Raw genomic sequence first — 17,181 nt, 5'->3', positions numbered from 1 at the left:
TTCTTATCTTTCTCCGCCCGCCAGCGCCGCGACAAGCCGCGACAGGCCGACACTGTTGGAACCCTTGACAAGGATGGCATCGCCCGCGCGCATCATATCGCGCAGCGCCGCCGTCGCCTCGTCCGCATCGGCCACATGCGCCAAAGCGAGCTTGCCTTCAAGCCTGTGTTCGAGCGGGTTCATCTCTGCGCCCACCAATATGGCACATTCGACGCCCGCCTGCTCGATCGGCTCAGCCAGCCCTGCGTGGAGGCTCGCGCCCTGATCGCCCAGCTCCTTCATCGCGCCGAGCACCGCGATACGCCGCGCTGCCTGCTCGCGCCCCAGTTGCCGAAGCGTCGCCGCCATAGACAGCGGGTTGGCGTTATAGCTCTCGTCGATCAGCAGCGCGGTGCCGCCCTCCAGAGCGATCTCATGCCGTGCGCCCCGGCCCGGCAGGCCCGGCATTTCGGCCAGCGCGAGGCCCGCCGCCGCCAGATCTCCGCCGACAGCCTCCACCGCGGCCATGATAGCCAGCGAGTTCGCCACATTATGATCGCCCGGCGCCGCCACTGTGTAGCACAGCTCCACCCCCGGCAGTTGCGCCGCCACCAGCGTACCGCCGTTCACCGCCGGAACGGCTTCCGCCGCGCACACATCCGCACCCTGTTTCAGACCAAAGGTAACGACCCGCGCGCCATTGTCCTCCGCCGCCTTCACCAGCAGATCACGATGCGGGCTGTCATAAGGGACGATGGCAAAGCCGCCCGGCTCCAGCCCCTCGAAAATCTCGGCCTTGGCGCGGGCTATCGCCTCCTCCGTGTCGAAAAACTCGATATGCGCCGGGGCAATGGCGGTGACGATAGCGACATGCGGCCGCACCAGCCGTGTCAGCACCGCCAGCTCGCCCGCGTGGTTCATGCCCATCTCGAACACGCCAAAGGCCGTATCGCGCGGCATCCGCGCCAAGGACAACGGCACGCCGACATGATTGTTATAGCTTTTGACAGAGCGATGCACCCGCCCCCGCCTGCCCCGCTCCAGCGCGGCGAACAGCGCCTCCTTGGTGCTGGTCTTGCCGACCGAGCCGGTGACGCCGATCACCTTGCCCTTCATCCGCGCCCGCGCCGCCCGGCCCAGCGCGTTGAGCGCCTCTGTGGTATCGGCCACCAGCACATGCGGCGGCTCTATCGGCTGCGAAACGATCGCCCCCGCCGCGCCCGCATCATAGGCCTTGCCGAGGAAGGCGTGCCCGTCGGTCGCCTCGCCCTTCAAGGCGATGAACAGATCACCCGGCCCAACCTCGCGGCTGTCGAACGCGACGCCTGAGACATCGAAATCCGCCGAGGCCGTGCCTCCTGTCGCCTCTGCAATCTCCTGCGCGGTCCACAGCGGCGCGTGGCTCATTGCGCGCACTCCCGCGCCACCTCGACATCATCGAACGGCAGCACCCGCTCGCCGATGATCTGCCCCTGCTCATGCCCCTTGCCGGCGAGCAGCACGATGTCATCTGCTCCCGCCTGTGCGATGGCTGCGGCGATGGCATCACGGCGCCCGCCGATCTCTTGCGCCTGCGGAGCTCCCGCCATGATCGCGGCGCGGATGGCGGTCGGGTCTTCGGAGCGGGGATTGTCATCGGTCACGATCACATGATCGGCCATTTCGTGGGCCACCTTGCCCATCAACGGCCTTTTGCCCGCGTCCCTGTCTCCGCCCGCGCCGAACAGCACGATGAGGCAGCCCTTGGTATGCGGGCGCAGCGCCTCTATCGCCGCGCGCAGGCCATCGGGCGTATGGGCGTAATCGACATAGACCGGCGCGCCAGCCTTGGTCAGCACCGCGCGCTCCAGCCGCCCGCGCACCGGCTGAAGGCGGGAGAGATGCGGCATGATCTGCGCCCAGGGTGTGCCGGTTGCCAGCACCAGCCCTGCGGCAATCAGCACATTGGCGGCCTGATAGGCACCAATCAGCGGCAGCACGATTATGTGCTCCGCCCCGTCCGCCGCGATGACGAGCTTTTGCCCCAGCGCGGTCGGCTCGCGGCTGACGAGGCGCAAAGTCTCGCCCGCCTCGCCGACAGTGACCAGCCGAAGCCCGCGCGCCTTCGCCCGCGCGATGACATCTGCGGAGCGCTCGTCGTCGGTCCAGATCACCGCAGCGCCATTGTCCTCGATCACCTCGTCGAACAGGCGCATCTTGGCGGCGAAATAGGCATCCATCGTGCCATGATAATCGAGATGATCGCGCGACAGGTTGGTGAACGCACCCGCCTTCACCGGCAGCCCTTCGGTGCGATACTGCGCGAGGCCGTGGCTCGATGCCTCAAACGCGGCGTGGGTGATGCCCTCTTTCCTGAGGCCCGCCATGTTGGAGAGGAAGGTGACGATGTCGGGCGTGGTCAGCCCGGTGGAGACCTGATCGACCGAGGTGGTGACGCCCAGCGTGCCGATGGAGGCGGATGTGTGGCCCAGGGCGCGCCAGATCTGCCGCGTCAGCTCGACGCAGGATGTCTTGCCATTGGTTCCGGTAACTGCGACGCAAGTAACTGGAAACGGCGCATAAAATCGCGCCGCCATCTGCGCGAACAGCCTGCGCGGGTTTGCATCCGCTACGTGGAAAACGCCCTCTACTTGCGCCTCCGCCCGCGCCACCACCGCAACCGCCCCCGCCGCAATCGCCTGCGGAATAAAGTCCTCTCCGTTGACCCGCGCACCCTCGAACGCGCCAAAAACGCAACCGGGCGCGACCTTGCGATTGTCGATCGCAAAGCCGCTCACCTCCACTTCGGGCACATCTCCCGCCAGACCCTTGGCGAGCATATCGAGGCGCATCAGTCTTCTCCTGTGTCTTGGGACAGGAGCGGCATAAGTTCGGACATGTCAACATCGCGCCGCTGATCGGGCAGGATTCCCAGCATGGGGCCGATGCGCGTCACCACCTGCTTCACCACAGGCGCAGAGGTATAGGCCGCCGTGCGCACGCCGGGAAACTGGCTGCTGCCCTGCGGTTCGTCCATCATCGCGAGGATGACATATTGCGGATTGTCCATCGGAAAGGCGGCGGCGAAGGTGGTGATATTGGCGTGGCGCGCATAGCCGCCCGCAGAGGGTTTTTCCGCCGTGCCCGTCTTGCCGCCGATGCGATAGCCCGGCGCGTTCGCCGTCCGGCCCGTGCCATACATCACGATAAGGCGCAGCAGCTGGCGCATGCGCGCACTGGTGGCAGCCGAGAACACACGGCGGCCCTGCGGCACTGCATCTGCCTCCAGCTTGAGCAGCGTCGCCGGACGCCAGATGCCGCCATTGACCAGCGCGGCATAGGCGCTGGCGAGATGCAGCGGCGTAACGGCGATGCCATGGCCATAGGCCACCGTCATATTGGTGATGCGGCCCCACTCTGTCGGCCACAGCGTCGGAAAGCGTTCCTTCAGCTCTATGCTCGGCCTGCGGTCAAACTCCAGCGCGCGATAGAGCTTTTGCATCGGCCCCGCGCCCATCTCGTCGGCAATGCGCGCGGTGACGATGTTGGAGCTGTGGATCAGCGTCTCCGGCACATTGAGCCAGCGGCCCAGCGGGTGATCGTCTTTGATGCTGTATTTGCCGACCTGCAACGGCGCGGTGGCGTCATAGGGCTTGGCCATTGACGTGACGACGCCTGCGTCCATCGCCGCGGCGACCGAAAGCGGCTTGAAGGTGGAGCCAAGCTCATAGCGCGCCTGCACGACATTGTTGCGGCGCGAATCGGCGTCCTTACCCAGCTTGTTGGGATCGAACACGGGGAACGACGCCATCGCCACCACCTCGCCGGTGTTGGCGTTTAGCACGATGCCGGTCGCGCCCTTGGCCTTCTGATCGACCATGGCGGAATACAGCTCGCTCTCCAGTGCGCCCTGCACCCGCGCATCGACCGAGAGCACCAGCGGTTGCCCGCGCATCGAGGGATCGACCAGCCGGTCGTTGAACGCCGCTTCCGCCCCCATGCCGCCGGAATATATCTCGCCATCCTTCACCGGCGCAAAACCCAGAACATGCGCAGCAAGCGTGCTCTGCGGATAAATGCGCTCTTTCTCGCGCGGGAACTCGATGCCGATCTCGCCCAGCGCATTGACCGCCGCCACTTCCTCAGGCAGCGCACGGTGGCGCAGATAGGCCCAGCCCTTGCCGGTCAGCTTCGCGTAAAACTCTGCCTGCGGGGTATCCGGAAAAATCTCGTGCAGCTTGCGCGCCAGCTCGGCAGGATCGCTGATAAGCTTGTGAGGCCGCACCGAAATGGCATAGGCGTCCATCATCCGCGCCAGAGGCACGCCGTTGCGATCGACAATATCCGCGCGCGGAGGCAACCCGGCAGCCGAGATGTCCTGTCCGCCGCGCGCACCCGATACCGCGCCAATCCACATGAGCCGCACCACCAGCAACGCCGACACCGCAATCAGGATCAACAGCACCAGCATCAACCGCTGATGCGCCACCGCCGTCAGGTTCAGTCGCTCGCGCCGGATCGGGGGTCTTTCATGCCGGACGACGATTGTGGCCATCAGCGGATGCTCCGCCTGCCTTCAGACGCCGCCTTGCGACCCAGCTCACCCAATGTGTTGCTGTCCAGCAGCTGCGCGTCGAGCATCGCCATACGCTCTGCCTTGCGGGCAGGCGACTCCGCGCGGGCAGGCTTTGTCGCCTTTGCAAGCCGGGCGGGAGCAGCCTCAGCCTTGTCAGGCTTCGCTATCGTAACGGGCGCAGGCGCCTTGGGCTGGGCAACCGGCGCAGGGGCAACAGCGGGCGATTCCGCACCCTGTTCAAGCAGGGCCGCCTGCGCCCGGTCGCCGCTCTCGATCATGGCCACCAGCACCGGCTGCGGCGCATAATCGGGGCCATTGGGCTGCAGGCCATCGAGATGCGCAAGCTGGCGCTCATCAGACAGATAATTCTCCGCCCCCAGTGCGGTGTAATGAAAATCCTGGCTCGCCCAGCGTTCCAGCTGGCGCATGTTGGCGCGCGCGGCGAATTCCGTTTCCAGATAGCGGATGTCAGCGCGGGCGGCGGCGATCTGCGCGCGCACCCGCATCAGCTCGTTGCGCTCCGTCGCCACCTTCAGCGACACCAGATAGGCCGACAGCGCGCCAAAGGCCACGAACAGCACCCAGAACAGACTTTGCAGGCGCTTGAGAGCGATCATCCTATTGTCTCCTGAGGGGGGGCTGCATGGGGCGGGGTGCTGTCATCGCGGCGAACGGCGCTGCGCAGCGTGGCGGAGCGGGCGCGCGGGTTGCGGCGAATCTCCGCCTCAGACGGGCGCACAGCCTTGGCGGGTTTTGCAAAAGCGGCGGCTTGCGTGGTCTGAACCAGCGGGCGATGGCGCGATCCCGCCGCTTCACCGCCAGAACGCCGCCGCAGAAACTGCTTCACGATCCGGTCCTCAAGGCTGTGGAACGTCACCACCGCGAGCCGCCCACCGGGCGCAAGGATCGCTTCCGCCGCCTCCAGCCCGCGCTCCAGCTCGTCCAGTTCGCCGTTCAGATGAATTCGTATCGCCTGAAACGCGCGCGTGGCCGGGTCTTTCTTGTCATGCGGCTTGTGGCCGAGCGCCCGGCGGATCACGCCCGCAAGCTCTGCCGTGCGGGTGATGGGCCGCGCGGCTACAATTGCCCGCGCAACCCGGCGCGAGCGCGGCTCCTCGCCATAGCGATAGAGCACATCGGCTATATCCTCTTCCTCGGCGGTATTCACAAACTCGGCGGCGGTCATGCCCTCCTGCGCCATCCGCATATCGAGCGGGCCATCGGCCTGAAACGAAAAGCCGCGCTCCGCCCGGTCAAGCTGCATCGAGGACACGCCGATATCGAGCACCACGCCATCCACTTGGGCTGCGCCTGCCTGTTCCACCAGCGATGCCATGGCGGAAAACGGCCCTTCAACCAGGCGGATATCCTGCCCTTCGCGCGCGATCCGCTCCCGCCCCTCGGCAATTGCATCGGGGTCGCGGTCGATCGCGATCACATGGGCGCCCGCCGCCGCCATCGCGCGGGAATAGCCGCCCGCACCATAGGTGCCATCAACATGCGTCTCTCCGGGCCGGATCGCCAGCGCGGTAATCACATCATCGAGCAGAACAGGGATATGGGGTGCGGATTGAGACGGAGCGAGGGCGGAGGCGCTCATTTGCCCGCCCCTTTGCCTTTGCCTGCGCCGTTGCCTGCAAGGAACTGCTCCACCGCATACACGACGCGGCGGCTGCGGCCCTTATACTCCAGATATTTCTCAGGTGCCCAGATCTGGATATTCCGCCCGGTGCCGACGAACAGCGCGACATCGCCGATGCCCATCATGCCCCTGATATCGTCCGGCAGGAAGAAGCGGCCGCCATCGTCGAAATTCAGGTCTTCCAGATCGGGGAACAGCTTTTCACGCGCTGCCTCATCGTCAAACGCCTCGCCGCGGCTCCGCGCAGACCGCTGCTCCTCTAATATCTGATCTTCCAGCCAATATTTGTGAGAAAGCCCAAAGCCGACCGCGCAGTCATGCTCAGGATGAAGGGTGATGCAGAGCTTGTTGCTGTCGCCGCTGCTTTGCCGGGTGGCCTTGCGCATCTCCAGCGGCAGGGCAAAGCGGCCCTTGCCGTCCGCGACGCTGATGTCGTGCCCTGAAAAGAAGACGCCCTCGGACACAGTTGCACCAATCCCCAATCTCTGCGCTGCCCCAGGCCGCACGACACCGCCCGGAAAAGCGCATTGGGGAACGCCGATCCGCCACGGGAATCACACAGGTTGAACAGCCCCTAGTGAGGATGGTGTATCAAGACTCGATGTGGGAAAAAAGGGGAAAATTTGGGAAAAAGTGGGAATAGAGTCGTTTTCGTCTTATTTCCCTGCTTTTCCGAGGCAGAGAACACCAATCATCCGCCTCCCCCATGCCTACTAAACCCATGATTTTCTTGAGATTTACGCGTAACCCATCGATGCAGCCCAAAATATCCCAGCCCGGCCCAGCCAAAACCCGCCAGCAACGCCCAGCGCAGCGCGGCGATCAGCGCGGCATCGTCCGTCACCCGGCGCGGCGCGGCTTGTGTTGGCGCGGCGAGCGGATCGGCCACCCAGTCTTTCAGCAATGGCACAATGTCCGAGGCATAGGCCTCGCTCCGGGCCGCGTGGCGGGGGTCCGCCAGCCACAGCCGCTCGTCCAGCACGTCAGAGTCCGCAATCAACCGCACCCGCCCCTTGCCGATGCGACACAGCGCCATCAGGCCATCTTCCTCCAGCACGCAAGTCGTCTTGCCATGCGGCAAAAAGCGCGATGCGCCCGCCATCATCAGCATATGGCCGGTGGACAGCATCCGCCGGTCCACCCCGCCCCCGCCCTGCGCCGCCGGCGCCAGCATCAGCCCCCAGTGCAGCATCAGCGGATCGAGCAGGCTCGTAAGCGGCGGTCGGCGCGGGTCGCCCAGCGGCAGTTCACTCGGCCACGCCAGCAGCGGATCGGCAAAGATCACCGCCTTGCCCCCACGCCGGATCCAGTCATCCAGCATCACCAGCTCGGCGGGCTGGAGCAGCCGCGGCTGCGCAAGCACAAGCGCATCCAGCCCACGCAGCGATGCCGCATCGATATGATCGACCGGGCGCGGGTGTAAGTGATCGATGATCGCGGCAGGCCCGCTTTCGCCCGCGCCGGTCATCGCATTGCCCGGCGTAGCACCTTCGGCCCAGAACAAGGGGAGCGCACTCATCAGGCCTATGGTTCGCGGCGTGCTGCCCGCGTCCGTCCCAGCTTCATACTGCGGCTGATCCCGCGCGCCGCGCCAGCCGAACACCAGCACAGCACTCAGCATCCCCGCCAGCAACACGCCCAGCCACCAGCGCCGCGCGCGCGGCTCCATCCGCCAGCTTGCCAGCAGATACAGCCCCAGCGCACCAACACCCGCCAGCCACCAGCGAGAAGGCGCGACCTGCCCCGTTTCCAGCACACCGCCCGCCGCCAGCCCCAGAGGCATGACGAACGGCATCATCCCGGCAAACAGCACAATCACGATCAGCACAAACAAGGCGACGGCCATCGCAAGCCCCCGCCAGCGGCGACGCGCGTATGGGGGTTTTATGGAGATTTGCCACCGCCCGATGCAGGCGCACGGTCCATCGGCTTTTTGAGGTTGGGATCAGGCTTGAGGTCGGCGACAACAGAGCCTTGCGCATCCTCGTCTGCCGCAGGGGCCACGCCCAGCTCAGCCAGTGGCTCGCTCGGCACCGCATTTATGGCATCTTCCGGCGCCGCATTGGTCGCAAGAGATGCATCCGCCTCGGTCACATCATCGCGCCGCACCGTATCGACCACCACGCTGGCAAGGCCAACGAGCAGCGCAATGCCGAACAGCCCGGTCATTCCGGTCTGGATTCGTTGCATGGCTTCCTTGCGGCGTGCGGATGCTTCGGTCATTGGCCTCGTTTACCTCACGACCTGTCTTGCGGTCGCTCAGGCATCTGCCTTGTGCATGAGCCAGGGGAACACCGTCAAGCCCTTCATTTCCAGCCACTCTGCATTGTAAAGCGTGGAGAGATAGCGGAAACCGGTGTCACACAATATGGTGACGATGCGCTTGCCCGGCCCAAGCTGTTTGCCCAGCGCCACCGCACCGGCAACGTTGATGCCGCTGGACAGACCAAGGCACAGCCCTTCCTCGGCGAGCAAGCGGCGCACCCACTCCAGCCCCTCCTCGTCCGAGATGCGGAACTGCGTGTCTATCGGCGCGCCATCGAGGTTGCCGGTGATGCGCCCCTGCCCGATCCCTTCCGCAACCGATGACCCTTCGGCCTTCAGCTCGCCATGCGCGTAGTAATTATAGAGCGCCGCGCCATAGGGATCCGACAGCGCGATCGTGATCCCTTCGTCCTTCGCCTTGAGGCCCAGCCCCACGCCCGCGATCGTCCCGCCCGTGCCCGCCGCGCAGGTAAAGCCATCGATGCGGCCGTCCATCTGCGCCCAGATTTCCTCTGCGGTGCCAACGATATGCGCCTTGCGGTTGGCAATGTTATCGAACTGGTTGGCCCAGATCGCTCCCGGCGTTTCCTCCGCAATGCGGCGCGAGGTATGCACGAAATGGCCGGGGTTGGAATAAGGTGCTGCAGGCACCAGCACCAGCTCCGCACCCAGCGCGCGCAGCGTATCCATCTTTTCCTTGCTCTGCGTCTCCGGCATGACGATGATCGTCTTGTAGCCGCGCGCATTGGCGACAAGCGCGAGGCCGATGCCCGTGTTGCCCGCCGTGCCCTCGACAATCGTTCCGCCGGGCTTCAGCAAGCCGCGCTCCTCCGCATCGCGCACGATGAACAGCGCCGCACGGTCCTTTACAGAAGCACCGGGATTGGCGAACTCGCACTTGCCATAAATCTCGCAGCCGCTCTCCTCGGATGGGCCGACGAGGCGGACGAGAGGCGTGTTGCCGATGAGGGAAAGCGTGTCGGATATCGTTGTCATATCCGCCGAATAGCGCACCCCATGCCTCGTGCCAAGCGAGCGATGCTTTACGCCGCTAAAGCCCCGATGGGGCTTCGCGGGGCGGCCATAAAAATTTGTATAAATTTTTTTCGCGGCGTGGGAACCAACCGCGATGTGCCGTGTTTTACCTTTCGGATGGCGACCCTTTGCCCCCCGCAGAGCCATCCGAAACAAGAGCCCGGAGCGCACACCCCCAAGCCGCGTTCCGGGCTCAACCTTTTTCAGAAACCGCCAATGCCTTGTCTTCCGCGCCCCGTTTGCGATCGGTAAACCACATCGCGATCAGCGCCAGCTCATAGAGCAGCACCAGCGGCACAGCGAGCATGAGCTGAGACACGACATCGGGCGGCGTCAGCACCGCCGCCACGATAAACGCCACCACGATCATATAGCGGCGCAGCCCGACAAGCTGCGTGCGCGTCACCAGCCCGGCGTGATTGAGCAGCATCAAAAGCACCGGCAGCAAAAAGCAGATGCCGAACGCGAGGATGAACTGCATCACAAGGCCGAGATAGGCGTCGGCACTGGGCAACGCTTCCACCTGCAAGCCGCTGCTCGTCCCCTGATATTGAAGGAAAAAGTGAAACGCGGTCGGCATCACCACGAAATAGGCGAGGCTCGCGCCCGCGATGAACAGCACCGGAGTCGCCAGCAAAAATGGCAGCAGCGCCTTCTTCTCCTTGGCGTAAAGACCGGGCGCGACGAACGCCCAGAGCTGGTTGGCGATGATGGGGAACGAGAGGAAGAAAGAGCCGAACAGCGCCACCTTCACCTGCACGAAAAAGGCCTCGTAAAGCTTGGTGTAGACAAGCTTGCCGCCCGCCGGACCAAAGGCGTCTTTCAACGGATGCACCAGAATGGCGAACAGCGTGTCCGAAAAATAAAAGCACAGCGCAAAGCCGAGCACCAGCGCCACCACACACTTGAGCAGGCGGCTGCGCAGCTCGATCAGATGATCGAGCAGCGGCGCCTTGCTGTCATCCAGATCCTTCATGCGGGCTTTTCCGACGCGGTTGCGGGTGCGGCGGGCGTCACGGGCGCATCCCCCACTTCTCCCTCCGGCGCGGGCAGGCTTGCCGATCCGATGACCGTCGATGCGTCATATTCCGGCTCTTGCACAGCTTCTACCTGCGGATGCTGCTCCATAATCCGGCGGTTGTCGGCATCCCATTTTTTTTGCAGATCCTCCATCTCGGCCTCGCGGATCATCGCGTCTATGCCAGAGCGGAAATGGCGCGACATAGACCGCGCCTTGCCGAGCATTTGCCCCACCTTATAAAGCGCGCGCGGCAAGTCCTTCGGGCCAATGACCACGACGGCAACGATGACGATGAGCAACAGCTCGGTGGAGCCAATGTCAAACATGGGTCAAACCGCAGTGCGTAGGAAGCGGCGCGCGCTCAAGCCTGCTTCTGCTCGTCCTTGGTGGTGGAGGCAGTGGCGGAAACATCCGGCGCAGACTGGCCTTCGATACGGGTGGCCGGGCGCGCGGCCGTGGCGCTATCCTCGTCGTCGGCCATGCCCTTCTTGAACGCCTTGATGCCCTTGGCGACATCGCCCATCAGCCCGGAAATCCGGCCGCCGCCAAACAGCAGCACGATAACCAGCACCACCAGAACCCAGTGCATCAGCGAAAACGAACCCATCTAATATCTCCTCAGGGCGAAACCCCCATCAAGCGCCATACACTAGGCGTCTTCGCCTTCGTTTTCCAGCGCGGAATCGCCTTCTTCGCGCTCGAACAGGCCATCTATCGCAAGATCGATGGGATCGAGCAGACCGGCAGCGCGCAGATCGTCTATACCCGGCAAGTCGCGGCGGCTTTCCAGCCCGAAATGCGTCAGGAAATCGGGCGTGGTGGCATAGATGAGCGGCCTGCCCGGCACCTCGCGCCGCCCGGCGGGGCGCACCCAGCCCGCCTCCATCAGCACGTCTATCGTGCCCTTGCCCACCTGCACGCCGCGGATCGCCTCTATCTCCGCGCGGCTCACCGGCTCATGATACGCGATGATCGCGAGCGTCTCCATGCCCGCCCGGCTCAGCTTGCGCGGTTCTTGCCTGTCGCGCCGAAGCAGGTGCGCCATGTCCGGCGCGGTCTGGAAATGCCAGCGCCCGCCCCGCTCCACCAGATTGACGCCCCGCCCGGCATAGTCAGCCGCAAGCGCCGCGAGCGCTCCGGCAATATCCGGCGCATCGCCCAATATCTGCCGCAACTGCGCGATGCTCATCGGCTCGGTCGCGGCAAACAAGGCGGCTTCCAGCGCGCGGGAGAGGTCATCGGGTTCCTCGCGCGCATCCATGCTCATGCCTCCGCCTCCTCCAGCATATCGCCCGCCTCAACCCCATCAGCCCCGGAGGCGCGCAGGAAGATAGGCGCGAACATGCCTTCCTGCCTGATGTCTACCCGGCCCTGCCGCGCCAGCTCCAGCATCGCGACAAAGCTCGATGCCAGTGCCGACCGCCCCAGCGCGCCCACGACGCCATCGGGCAGGAAACTCTCCAGCCGCGCCCAATCGAGCCGCACGCCCACCAGCCTGCCCACCCGCACGATTGCCTCGTCAAGGCTCATCACCGGGCGGCGGGAGACGATATGCACCACCGGTGCGGTGCGCGCCTTCACCTGGCCGTATGCCGCGACCAGATCATAGAGGCTTGCCTGCCACAGCGCCTTTTTGTCGACGCGCAACCCCTCCGGCGCACCACGCGCGAACACATCGCGCCCCAGCCGGTCCCGCCCCAGCAGGCGCGCACCGGCATCACGCATCGCGGAAAGCCTCTGGAGCCTCAGGTGCAGCCTGAGCGCCAGCTCTTCCGGGCTTGGCTCCTCCTGCATCGCCTTGGGCAGCAGCAGCGCGGATTTGAGGTACGCCAGCCACGCCGCCATCACCAGATAGTCGGCGGCCAGCTCCAGCTTCAGCGCCTTCGCGCCGGATATGAACGCCAGATATTGCTCGACCAGCGCGAGGATCGAAATCTGCTTCAGGTCCACCTTCTGCCCGCGCGCGAGGGTGAGCAGCAGGTCGAGCGGCCCTTCCCAGCTATCGAAGCTCAAGGTGAGCACATCCTCCGCAGCGCGGGGCGGCGCGAACAGGTCTTGCGCTTCCTCGCGCCCCGCCATCAGGCCATCACCCCCAGCAGCGCATCCCGCTGCGCGAGCATGTCGTCCAGCGGCACATCGTCTGTCACTTGCCCAGCGCCCGCCATCGCCCGGTCGAGCCGCGCGCGCGAAACCTCGGAAATATCGGACAGCGCATTCGCGATCCCCACCATATCCTCCATCCGCGCCCAGCAATTGAGCGCAAGGTCGCACCCCGCCGCCACGACACCCGCCGCAAGGGATGGGATATCCCCCTGCAATGCCTTCATATCGAGATCGTCGGACATGAGCAGCCCGTCGAACCCGATCCGCTGGCGGATGATCTGCTCGATGACCACCGGAGAGAGACTCGCGGGCCGTTCCGCATCCCAGGCGGTGTAGACGATATGCGCGGTCATCCCCATCGGCGCGCCCTTCAGGCGAATGAACGGCTCCAAGTCGCTCTCCAGCGCCGCCGAGTCGGCGGTGACGGTCGGCAGATCATGATGGCTGTCAACGCTTGCCCGGCCATGCCCCGGCATATGCTTGACGATGCCGATCACGCCGCCCTCGCCCAAGCCTTCCAGCACCGCGCGGCCCAGCGCCGCGACGCGCATCGGCTCCGTACCCAGAGTCCGGTCGCCCATGATGTCGGACGCTCCCTCCTGCCGCACATCGAGGAGGGGGAGCGCATCGACATTGATGCCGACTTCGCGCAAGGTCTGCGCAATCGCCCGCGCATTCCACCGCGCCGCCATCATCGCCGATGAGGGCGCGACATCATAGAGCGCATCGAACCGCTGCATGGCTGGGAAGGCAGGCCAGACGGGCGGCTGCATCCGCGCCACGCGCCCGCCCTCCTGATCGATCATGATAGCCAAGTCGTCGCGCCCGTGCAGCCCGCGCAGATCGTCCGTCAAGGCGCGCACCTGCGCCTTGTCCACGCAGTTGCGCTTGAACAGAATATAGCCCGCAGGCTCCGCCTCGCGAAAAAACGCGCGCTCCTCCGCGCTGAGGCTGTCCCCCGCTATTCCGAAAATCACCGGCTTCATGGGCGGAGACTAGCGGGGGCGGGTGCCGGGGGGAAGGGGGAATGCATCAGTTCGACAAGCGAACCGCGCGCCATCAGGAGTCGTCACCCTGAACTTGTTTCAGGGTCCATCCATCGTCGGGGTCGAATATTTGTGAGGCGAGATGGATGCTGAAACAAGTTCAGCATGACGAATGATTGAAAGCGAAATCCGCGCCTCAGTTCACCACCATACAGCCCTCGCCCGCCACCTTAAGCTTGCCGCACAATATGCCCGCCTGCGGGGTAGCGGCGCGGAGGCGATAATATTGGGTGCCGTTCACCGTCACAGGCTCGATATGATAGGTGAGCGCACCGAGGTAATCGAAGCGCTTGGCAAGGCGCGTCCAGCTCGATTTCGCGAGCGCCTCGCTACCATAAGCGCCGAGCTGGATCATCGGGCCGCCAGCCTTGGCAGGGGCGGGTGCGGCAGGGGCGGATGGCTTGGGCGCCGCCTGCGGCTGACCCAGCTTGGAGACGGGCATGACGACCTTCGGGCCGCTCAAAACCGGCGCGGACGGCTTCGCCCCTGCGGCGGCAGCGCCCGCGCTGGCGGTTGTGGCCATCGGCGCTTCAGGCAGCTTGGTCGGGTCGATCACGCCGCCGCGCTCTTGCCCCTCGCTCGCGGCGAAGCTCTCGTCGCCTTCGCCCTGAAACTTCTTGGCGTCCGCGCTCTTTGCGGGCACCTTGTAATCGCCCTTGGGCGCGGTCAGCACCTGCGGCTCTTCCTGCTCGGTCAGGTGGTTGCGGATCATGTACACCGCGCCCACCAAAAGCCCCAGCAGGGCAAGGCCGGCAAGGATCAGCGCACCCAGCCGCAGCAGCGAAACCTCGTCCTCGCCTTCATCCTCATAGGCTGGCTCCAGCCATGGCAGACGGTCCTCATCGTCAAGCGCGAGGGTGTCGTTCATGCCATTGTTCGCCATCACTGCAACTCCGAAAGCGCCTCCACTCCCATGAGGGCGAGGCCATTGCGGACAATCTGCCCGATTTGACGCGCCAAGAAAAGCCTTACAGATGTAACTTCAGGGTCGTTAACCACGATTATTCGCCGCGCTGCATCATCGTTGCCCATGTTCCACCACCCGTGGAACGCAGCGGCCAAATCTCCTAGAAAAAAGGCGATTCTGTGCGGCTCGCGCGCCTGCGCGGCGGCCTCGACCACGCGCGGATATTGCGCTGCAAGTTTGACGAGCGCCAGCTCCTCCGTCCCAAGGCGGGACAAGTCGGGATCGGTTAGCACCACGCCCGCCTCTGCCGCCCGCCTGCCCAAAGAGGCGATGCGCGCATGGGCATATTGCACATAGAACACCGGATTGTCCTTCGATGCCTCCACCACCTTGGCGAAATCGAAGTCCATCTGCGCATCTGCCTTGCGGGTCAGCATCGTAAAGCGCACCACGTCCTTGCCGACCTCGCGCACCACATCGGCGAGCGTGACGAAGTTGCCCGCGCGCTTGGACATCTTCACCGGCTCCCCATCGCGCAGCAGGCGCACCATCTGCACCAGCTTCACGTCGAAGCGCGCCTTGCCTTCCGTCAGCGCCGCGACCGCCGCCTGGATGCGCTTCACCGTCCCCGCGTGGTCCGCGCCCCAAATGTCGATAAGCTGATCGGCGCTCTGTGCTTTCTGGTAATGATAGGCCATGTCCGCGCCGAAATAGGTCCAGCTGCCGTTGGATTTCTTGATCGGCCGGTCCTGATCGTCGCCGAACTTGGTGGAGCGGAACAAGGGCAGCTCAACCGGCTCCCAATCCTCCGGCGTCTCGCCCTTGGGCGCTTCCAGCACGCCATCATAGACGAGATCATGCGCGCGCAGCCACGCCTCGGCGGCTTCGGGCTTGCCCGCCGCCTGCAATTCCGCCTCTGAGGAAAATACGTTATGATGGATGCCGAGCAGCGCGAGGTCTGAGCGGATCATCTCCATCATCGCCGCCACCGCGCGGGTGCGGAACAGGGCGAGCCAATCGGCTTCCGGGGCGCCGACATAGCGGCACTCAAATTCGGCGGCGAGCGCCTGCCCGACCGGCACCAGATAATCGCCGGGATACAGGCCTTCGGGTATTTCGCCGACATCCTCGCCCAGCGCCTCGCGGTAACGCAGATGCACCGAGCGCGCGAGCACATCGACCTGCCCGCCCGCATCGTTGATATAATATTCGCGGGTCACCTTGTGGCCGACAGCCTCCAGCAGGGTCGCGAGCGCATCGCCCACCACCGCGCCCCGGCAATGCCCCATGTGCATCGGCCCCGTGGGGTTGGCGGAGACATATTCGACATTGACCGTGACGCCCGCGCCGCTGCCCGACTTGCCATAGTCCGCACCTTGCTCTGCAATGGCGCGCAGCTCCTCCGCCCATGTCTCAGGCGTCAGGCTCATGTTGATGAAGCCCGGCCCGGCGATGGACACGCTCTCAACCTCCGGGAGCGCCTCCAGCCGCGCGGCAATCGTTTCGGCCAGCGCGCGCGGGTTCAGCCCGGCAGGCTTGGCGAGCACCATCGCGGCGTTGGTGGCAAGATCGCCGTGGCTCGCATCGCGCGGCGGCTCGACCGTCACGGCCTTGCGGTTAATCTCGGCGGGCAGCTCCCCGGCGGCGATCATGCCATCGAGCAGGGCGTCCATATGCGCGGCAAAACGAACGTAGAGTGTCAAAGCTTAACCCTTACTAACATTTGGTCATCGTCAAGGACGAACATTGAAGCGGTGATGGTCATGCTGAACCTGGTTCAGCATCCATCATGCCTCTTGGCGCCGCACTTAGCGGAGAAATGGACCCTGAAACAAGTTCAGGGTGACGGATCGGAGAACGTCTATCTGGTAGCGTTATATTTGAACTGCTCTGGGCTCAGGTTGAATCCCACCAGCAGCTCAAAGCTGGTTCGCTGCAATGCTGCCTTGACCTCTGGCAGGGTGAAGGGATCGATCGCTGCGTCTTCTTCGCCCGATTTGCGCTTCTGCGTGATCTTGCGTTGCACATCGGCAGGCAGCGCGGCCTGCGCGCGGTCAACATAAGACGCCGCCTTGGCAGACGCCTGCGCGCGAGTTTGCCCGGCGGCAAAGCTCAGGCGCACGGTGCCGACACGCTTGGCGATCACCGCGTTGCCGCCGCGCACGACGACGGAATAATAAGGCAGGTCCACTTCGCGCGCTTGACTGGCATCGCGCCGGCTCGCCTGCACATCGAAGGTCGCCTCGGTGTAAAACTGATCCGCCGTTTCGGAACAGGTCGAGCGCAGATTGGTCATGCTCGCCACCACATCGATCGCGGCGGCATCCGTGCTGCCTGCCGGGTTGAACAGCGTCACATCGCCGGTGTGCGCGGGGATCGCCGCCACCGGGCAGGCGCTCCGCACGGCAATGATGCCGCCGGTTTCATCAAGATCGCCCTTTCTGGAACATGCGCCCAGCGCGAGCAGCGCGACAGCGGCAATCGAGAGGGTCCTCAAGGGGTGGCAAGCTGGTGTCACGGAATTTCCTTCGGCGGTAAGAACCGGCTTCTTATCGACCCTGCGCCAACCGCGCAACACAAAGCGCGCAGATTGCGCAGCATAGCACTAGCCTTCCAACCCAATCCTCC

18 protein-coding genes are annotated in these 17,181 nt (G+C 64.8%); all 18 read right to left on the bottom strand.

Annotation, left to right across the window (positions count from 1 at the left end; genetic code table 11):
* Window positions 1–3: 3 nt before the first annotated feature.
* Window positions 4–1,386: a UDP-N-acetylmuramoyl-tripeptide--D-alanyl-D-alanine ligase gene (locus tag EQG66_RS06855; RefSeq protein WP_129403851.1), complete on the bottom strand. Its 1,383-nt coding sequence runs from the start codon at window positions 1,384–1,386 to the stop codon at window positions 4–6.
* Complete coding sequence (locus EQG66_RS06850) at window positions 1,383–2,810, bottom strand: UDP-N-acetylmuramoyl-L-alanyl-D-glutamate--2,6-diaminopimelate ligase (protein WP_129403850.1); 1,428 nt, start codon at window positions 2,808–2,810, stop codon at window positions 1,383–1,385. The genes EQG66_RS06855 and EQG66_RS06850 overlap by 4 nt, the downstream gene beginning before the upstream one ends.
* Window positions 2,810–4,513 (bottom strand): peptidoglycan D,D-transpeptidase FtsI family protein, encoded by a 1,704-nt coding sequence (locus EQG66_RS06845; protein WP_129403849.1) that lies wholly within the window; start codon window positions 4,511–4,513, stop codon window positions 2,810–2,812. Before EQG66_RS06845 ends, EQG66_RS06850 begins: the two co-directional genes overlap by 1 nt.
* Window positions 4,513–5,151, bottom strand: coding sequence for a colicin transporter (locus tag EQG66_RS06840; RefSeq protein WP_129403848.1), 639 nt, complete (start codon window positions 5,149–5,151; stop codon window positions 4,513–4,515). Before EQG66_RS06840 ends, EQG66_RS06845 begins: the two co-directional genes overlap by 1 nt.
* Window positions 5,148–6,134 (bottom strand): 16S rRNA (cytosine(1402)-N(4))-methyltransferase RsmH, encoded by a 987-nt coding sequence (gene rsmH, locus EQG66_RS06835; protein ID WP_129403847.1) that lies wholly within the window; start codon window positions 6,132–6,134, stop codon window positions 5,148–5,150. The genes EQG66_RS06840 and rsmH overlap by 4 nt, the downstream gene beginning before the upstream one ends.
* Window positions 6,131–6,640: a division/cell wall cluster transcriptional repressor MraZ gene (locus tag EQG66_RS06830; RefSeq protein ID WP_129403846.1), complete on the bottom strand. Its 510-nt coding sequence runs from the start codon at window positions 6,638–6,640 to the stop codon at window positions 6,131–6,133. Before EQG66_RS06830 ends, rsmH begins: the two co-directional genes overlap by 4 nt.
* Window positions 6,641–6,867: 227 nt before the next feature.
* A complete protein-coding gene (locus EQG66_RS06825) occupies window positions 6,868–8,022 on the bottom strand; it encodes a Gldg family protein (RefSeq protein ID WP_129403845.1) in 1,155 nt (384 codons plus the stop codon).
* Window positions 8,023–8,060: 38 nt separating this feature from the next.
* Window positions 8,061–8,399 carry a hypothetical protein gene (locus tag EQG66_RS06820; protein ID WP_129403844.1) on the bottom strand — a complete coding sequence of 113 codons (339 nt, stop codon included), beginning with the start codon at window positions 8,397–8,399 and terminating at the stop codon, window positions 8,061–8,063.
* Window positions 8,400–8,435: 36 nt separating this feature from the next.
* On the bottom strand, window positions 8,436–9,437 hold the full coding sequence (locus tag EQG66_RS06815) for a cysteine synthase A (protein ID WP_129403843.1): 1,002 nt from the start codon (window positions 9,435–9,437) through the stop codon (window positions 8,436–8,438).
* Between the two features lie 232 nt (window positions 9,438–9,669).
* A complete protein-coding gene (gene tatC, locus EQG66_RS06810; RefSeq protein ID WP_129403842.1) occupies window positions 9,670–10,452 on the bottom strand; it encodes a twin-arginine translocase subunit TatC in 783 nt (260 codons plus the stop codon).
* The gene (tatB, locus tag EQG66_RS06805; protein ID WP_129403841.1) at window positions 10,449–10,823 is read right to left on the bottom strand and encodes a Sec-independent protein translocase protein TatB; all 375 of its coding nucleotides are present in this window, start codon (window positions 10,821–10,823) and stop codon (window positions 10,449–10,451) included. The genes tatC and tatB overlap by 4 nt, the downstream gene beginning before the upstream one ends.
* 35 nt (window positions 10,824–10,858) lie before the next feature.
* Window positions 10,859–11,104: a twin-arginine translocase TatA/TatE family subunit gene (locus tag EQG66_RS06800; RefSeq protein ID WP_129403840.1), complete on the bottom strand. Its 246-nt coding sequence runs from the start codon at window positions 11,102–11,104 to the stop codon at window positions 10,859–10,861.
* Window positions 11,105–11,146: 42 nt separating this feature from the next.
* Window positions 11,147–11,758, bottom strand: a complete 612-nt coding sequence (gene scpB, locus EQG66_RS06795; protein WP_129403968.1) for an SMC-Scp complex subunit ScpB — start codon at window positions 11,756–11,758, stop codon at window positions 11,147–11,149.
* A gap of 2 nt (window positions 11,759–11,760) precedes the next feature.
* A complete protein-coding gene (locus tag EQG66_RS06790) occupies window positions 11,761–12,576 on the bottom strand; it encodes a segregation and condensation protein A (protein ID WP_129403839.1) in 816 nt (271 codons plus the stop codon).
* Entirely contained in the window at window positions 12,576–13,586 is a 1,011-nt protein-coding gene (nagZ, locus tag EQG66_RS06785) for a beta-N-acetylhexosaminidase (RefSeq protein ID WP_129403838.1), read from the bottom strand. The genes EQG66_RS06790 and nagZ overlap by 1 nt, the downstream gene beginning before the upstream one ends.
* Window positions 13,587–13,782: 196 nt before the next feature.
* Window positions 13,783–14,514 carry an SPOR domain-containing protein gene (locus EQG66_RS06780; RefSeq protein ID WP_129403837.1) on the bottom strand — a complete coding sequence of 244 codons (732 nt, stop codon included), beginning with the start codon at window positions 14,512–14,514 and terminating at the stop codon, window positions 13,783–13,785.
* Window positions 14,515–14,528: 14 nt separating this feature from the next.
* Window positions 14,529–16,256: an arginine--tRNA ligase gene (gene argS, locus EQG66_RS06775; protein ID WP_129403836.1), complete on the bottom strand. Its 1,728-nt coding sequence runs from the start codon at window positions 16,254–16,256 to the stop codon at window positions 14,529–14,531.
* A 158-nt stretch (window positions 16,257–16,414) separates the two neighbouring features.
* Entirely contained in the window at window positions 16,415–17,071 is a 657-nt protein-coding gene (locus EQG66_RS06770) for a hypothetical protein (protein WP_245987919.1), read from the bottom strand.
* Between the last annotated feature and the right edge of the window lie 110 nt (window positions 17,072–17,181).

It is taken from the genome of Sphingobium fluviale (assembly GCF_004122115.1).
Taxonomy (GTDB): Bacteria; Pseudomonadota; Alphaproteobacteria; order Sphingomonadales; family Sphingomonadaceae; genus Sphingobium; species Sphingobium fluviale.
This window is presented reverse-complemented; position numbering and strand designations above follow the sequence as displayed.

Coding starts and splice junctions, on each gene's coding strand:
- rsmH (WP_129403847.1), bottom strand. CDS start 6,134: ATGAGCGCCTCCGCCCTCGCTCCGTCTCAATCCGCACCCCATATCCCT.
- EQG66_RS06780 (WP_129403837.1), bottom strand. CDS start 14,514: ATGAACGACACCCTCGCGCTTGACGATGAGGACCGTCTGCCATGGCTG.
- EQG66_RS06800 (WP_129403840.1), bottom strand. CDS start 11,104: ATGGGTTCGTTTTCGCTGATGCACTGGGTTCTGGTGGTGCTGGTTATC.
- EQG66_RS06855 (WP_129403851.1), bottom strand. CDS start 1,386: ATGAGCCACGCGCCGCTGTGGACCGCGCAGGAGATTGCAGAGGCGACA.
- EQG66_RS06840 (WP_129403848.1), bottom strand. CDS start 5,151: ATGATCGCTCTCAAGCGCCTGCAAAGTCTGTTCTGGGTGCTGTTCGTG.
- EQG66_RS06850 (WP_129403850.1), bottom strand. CDS start 2,810: ATGCGCCTCGATATGCTCGCCAAGGGTCTGGCGGGAGATGTGCCCGAA.
- scpB (WP_129403968.1), bottom strand. CDS start 11,758: ATGGATGCGCGCGAGGAACCCGATGACCTCTCCCGCGCGCTGGAAGCC.
- tatC (WP_129403842.1), bottom strand. CDS start 10,452: ATGAAGGATCTGGATGACAGCAAGGCGCCGCTGCTCGATCATCTGATC.
- EQG66_RS06790 (WP_129403839.1), bottom strand. CDS start 12,576: ATGGCGGGGCGCGAGGAAGCGCAAGACCTGTTCGCGCCGCCCCGCGCT.
- EQG66_RS06825 (WP_129403845.1), bottom strand. CDS start 8,022: ATGGCCGTCGCCTTGTTTGTGCTGATCGTGATTGTGCTGTTTGCCGGG.
- EQG66_RS06820 (WP_129403844.1), bottom strand. CDS start 8,399: ATGACCGAAGCATCCGCACGCCGCAAGGAAGCCATGCAACGAATCCAG.
- EQG66_RS06815 (WP_129403843.1), bottom strand. CDS start 9,437: ATGACAACGATATCCGACACGCTTTCCCTCATCGGCAACACGCCTCTC.
- EQG66_RS06845 (WP_129403849.1), bottom strand. CDS start 4,513: ATGGCCACAATCGTCGTCCGGCATGAAAGACCCCCGATCCGGCGCGAG.
- nagZ (WP_129403838.1), bottom strand. CDS start 13,586: ATGAAGCCGGTGATTTTCGGAATAGCGGGGGACAGCCTCAGCGCGGAG.
- tatB (WP_129403841.1), bottom strand. CDS start 10,823: ATGTTTGACATTGGCTCCACCGAGCTGTTGCTCATCGTCATCGTTGCC.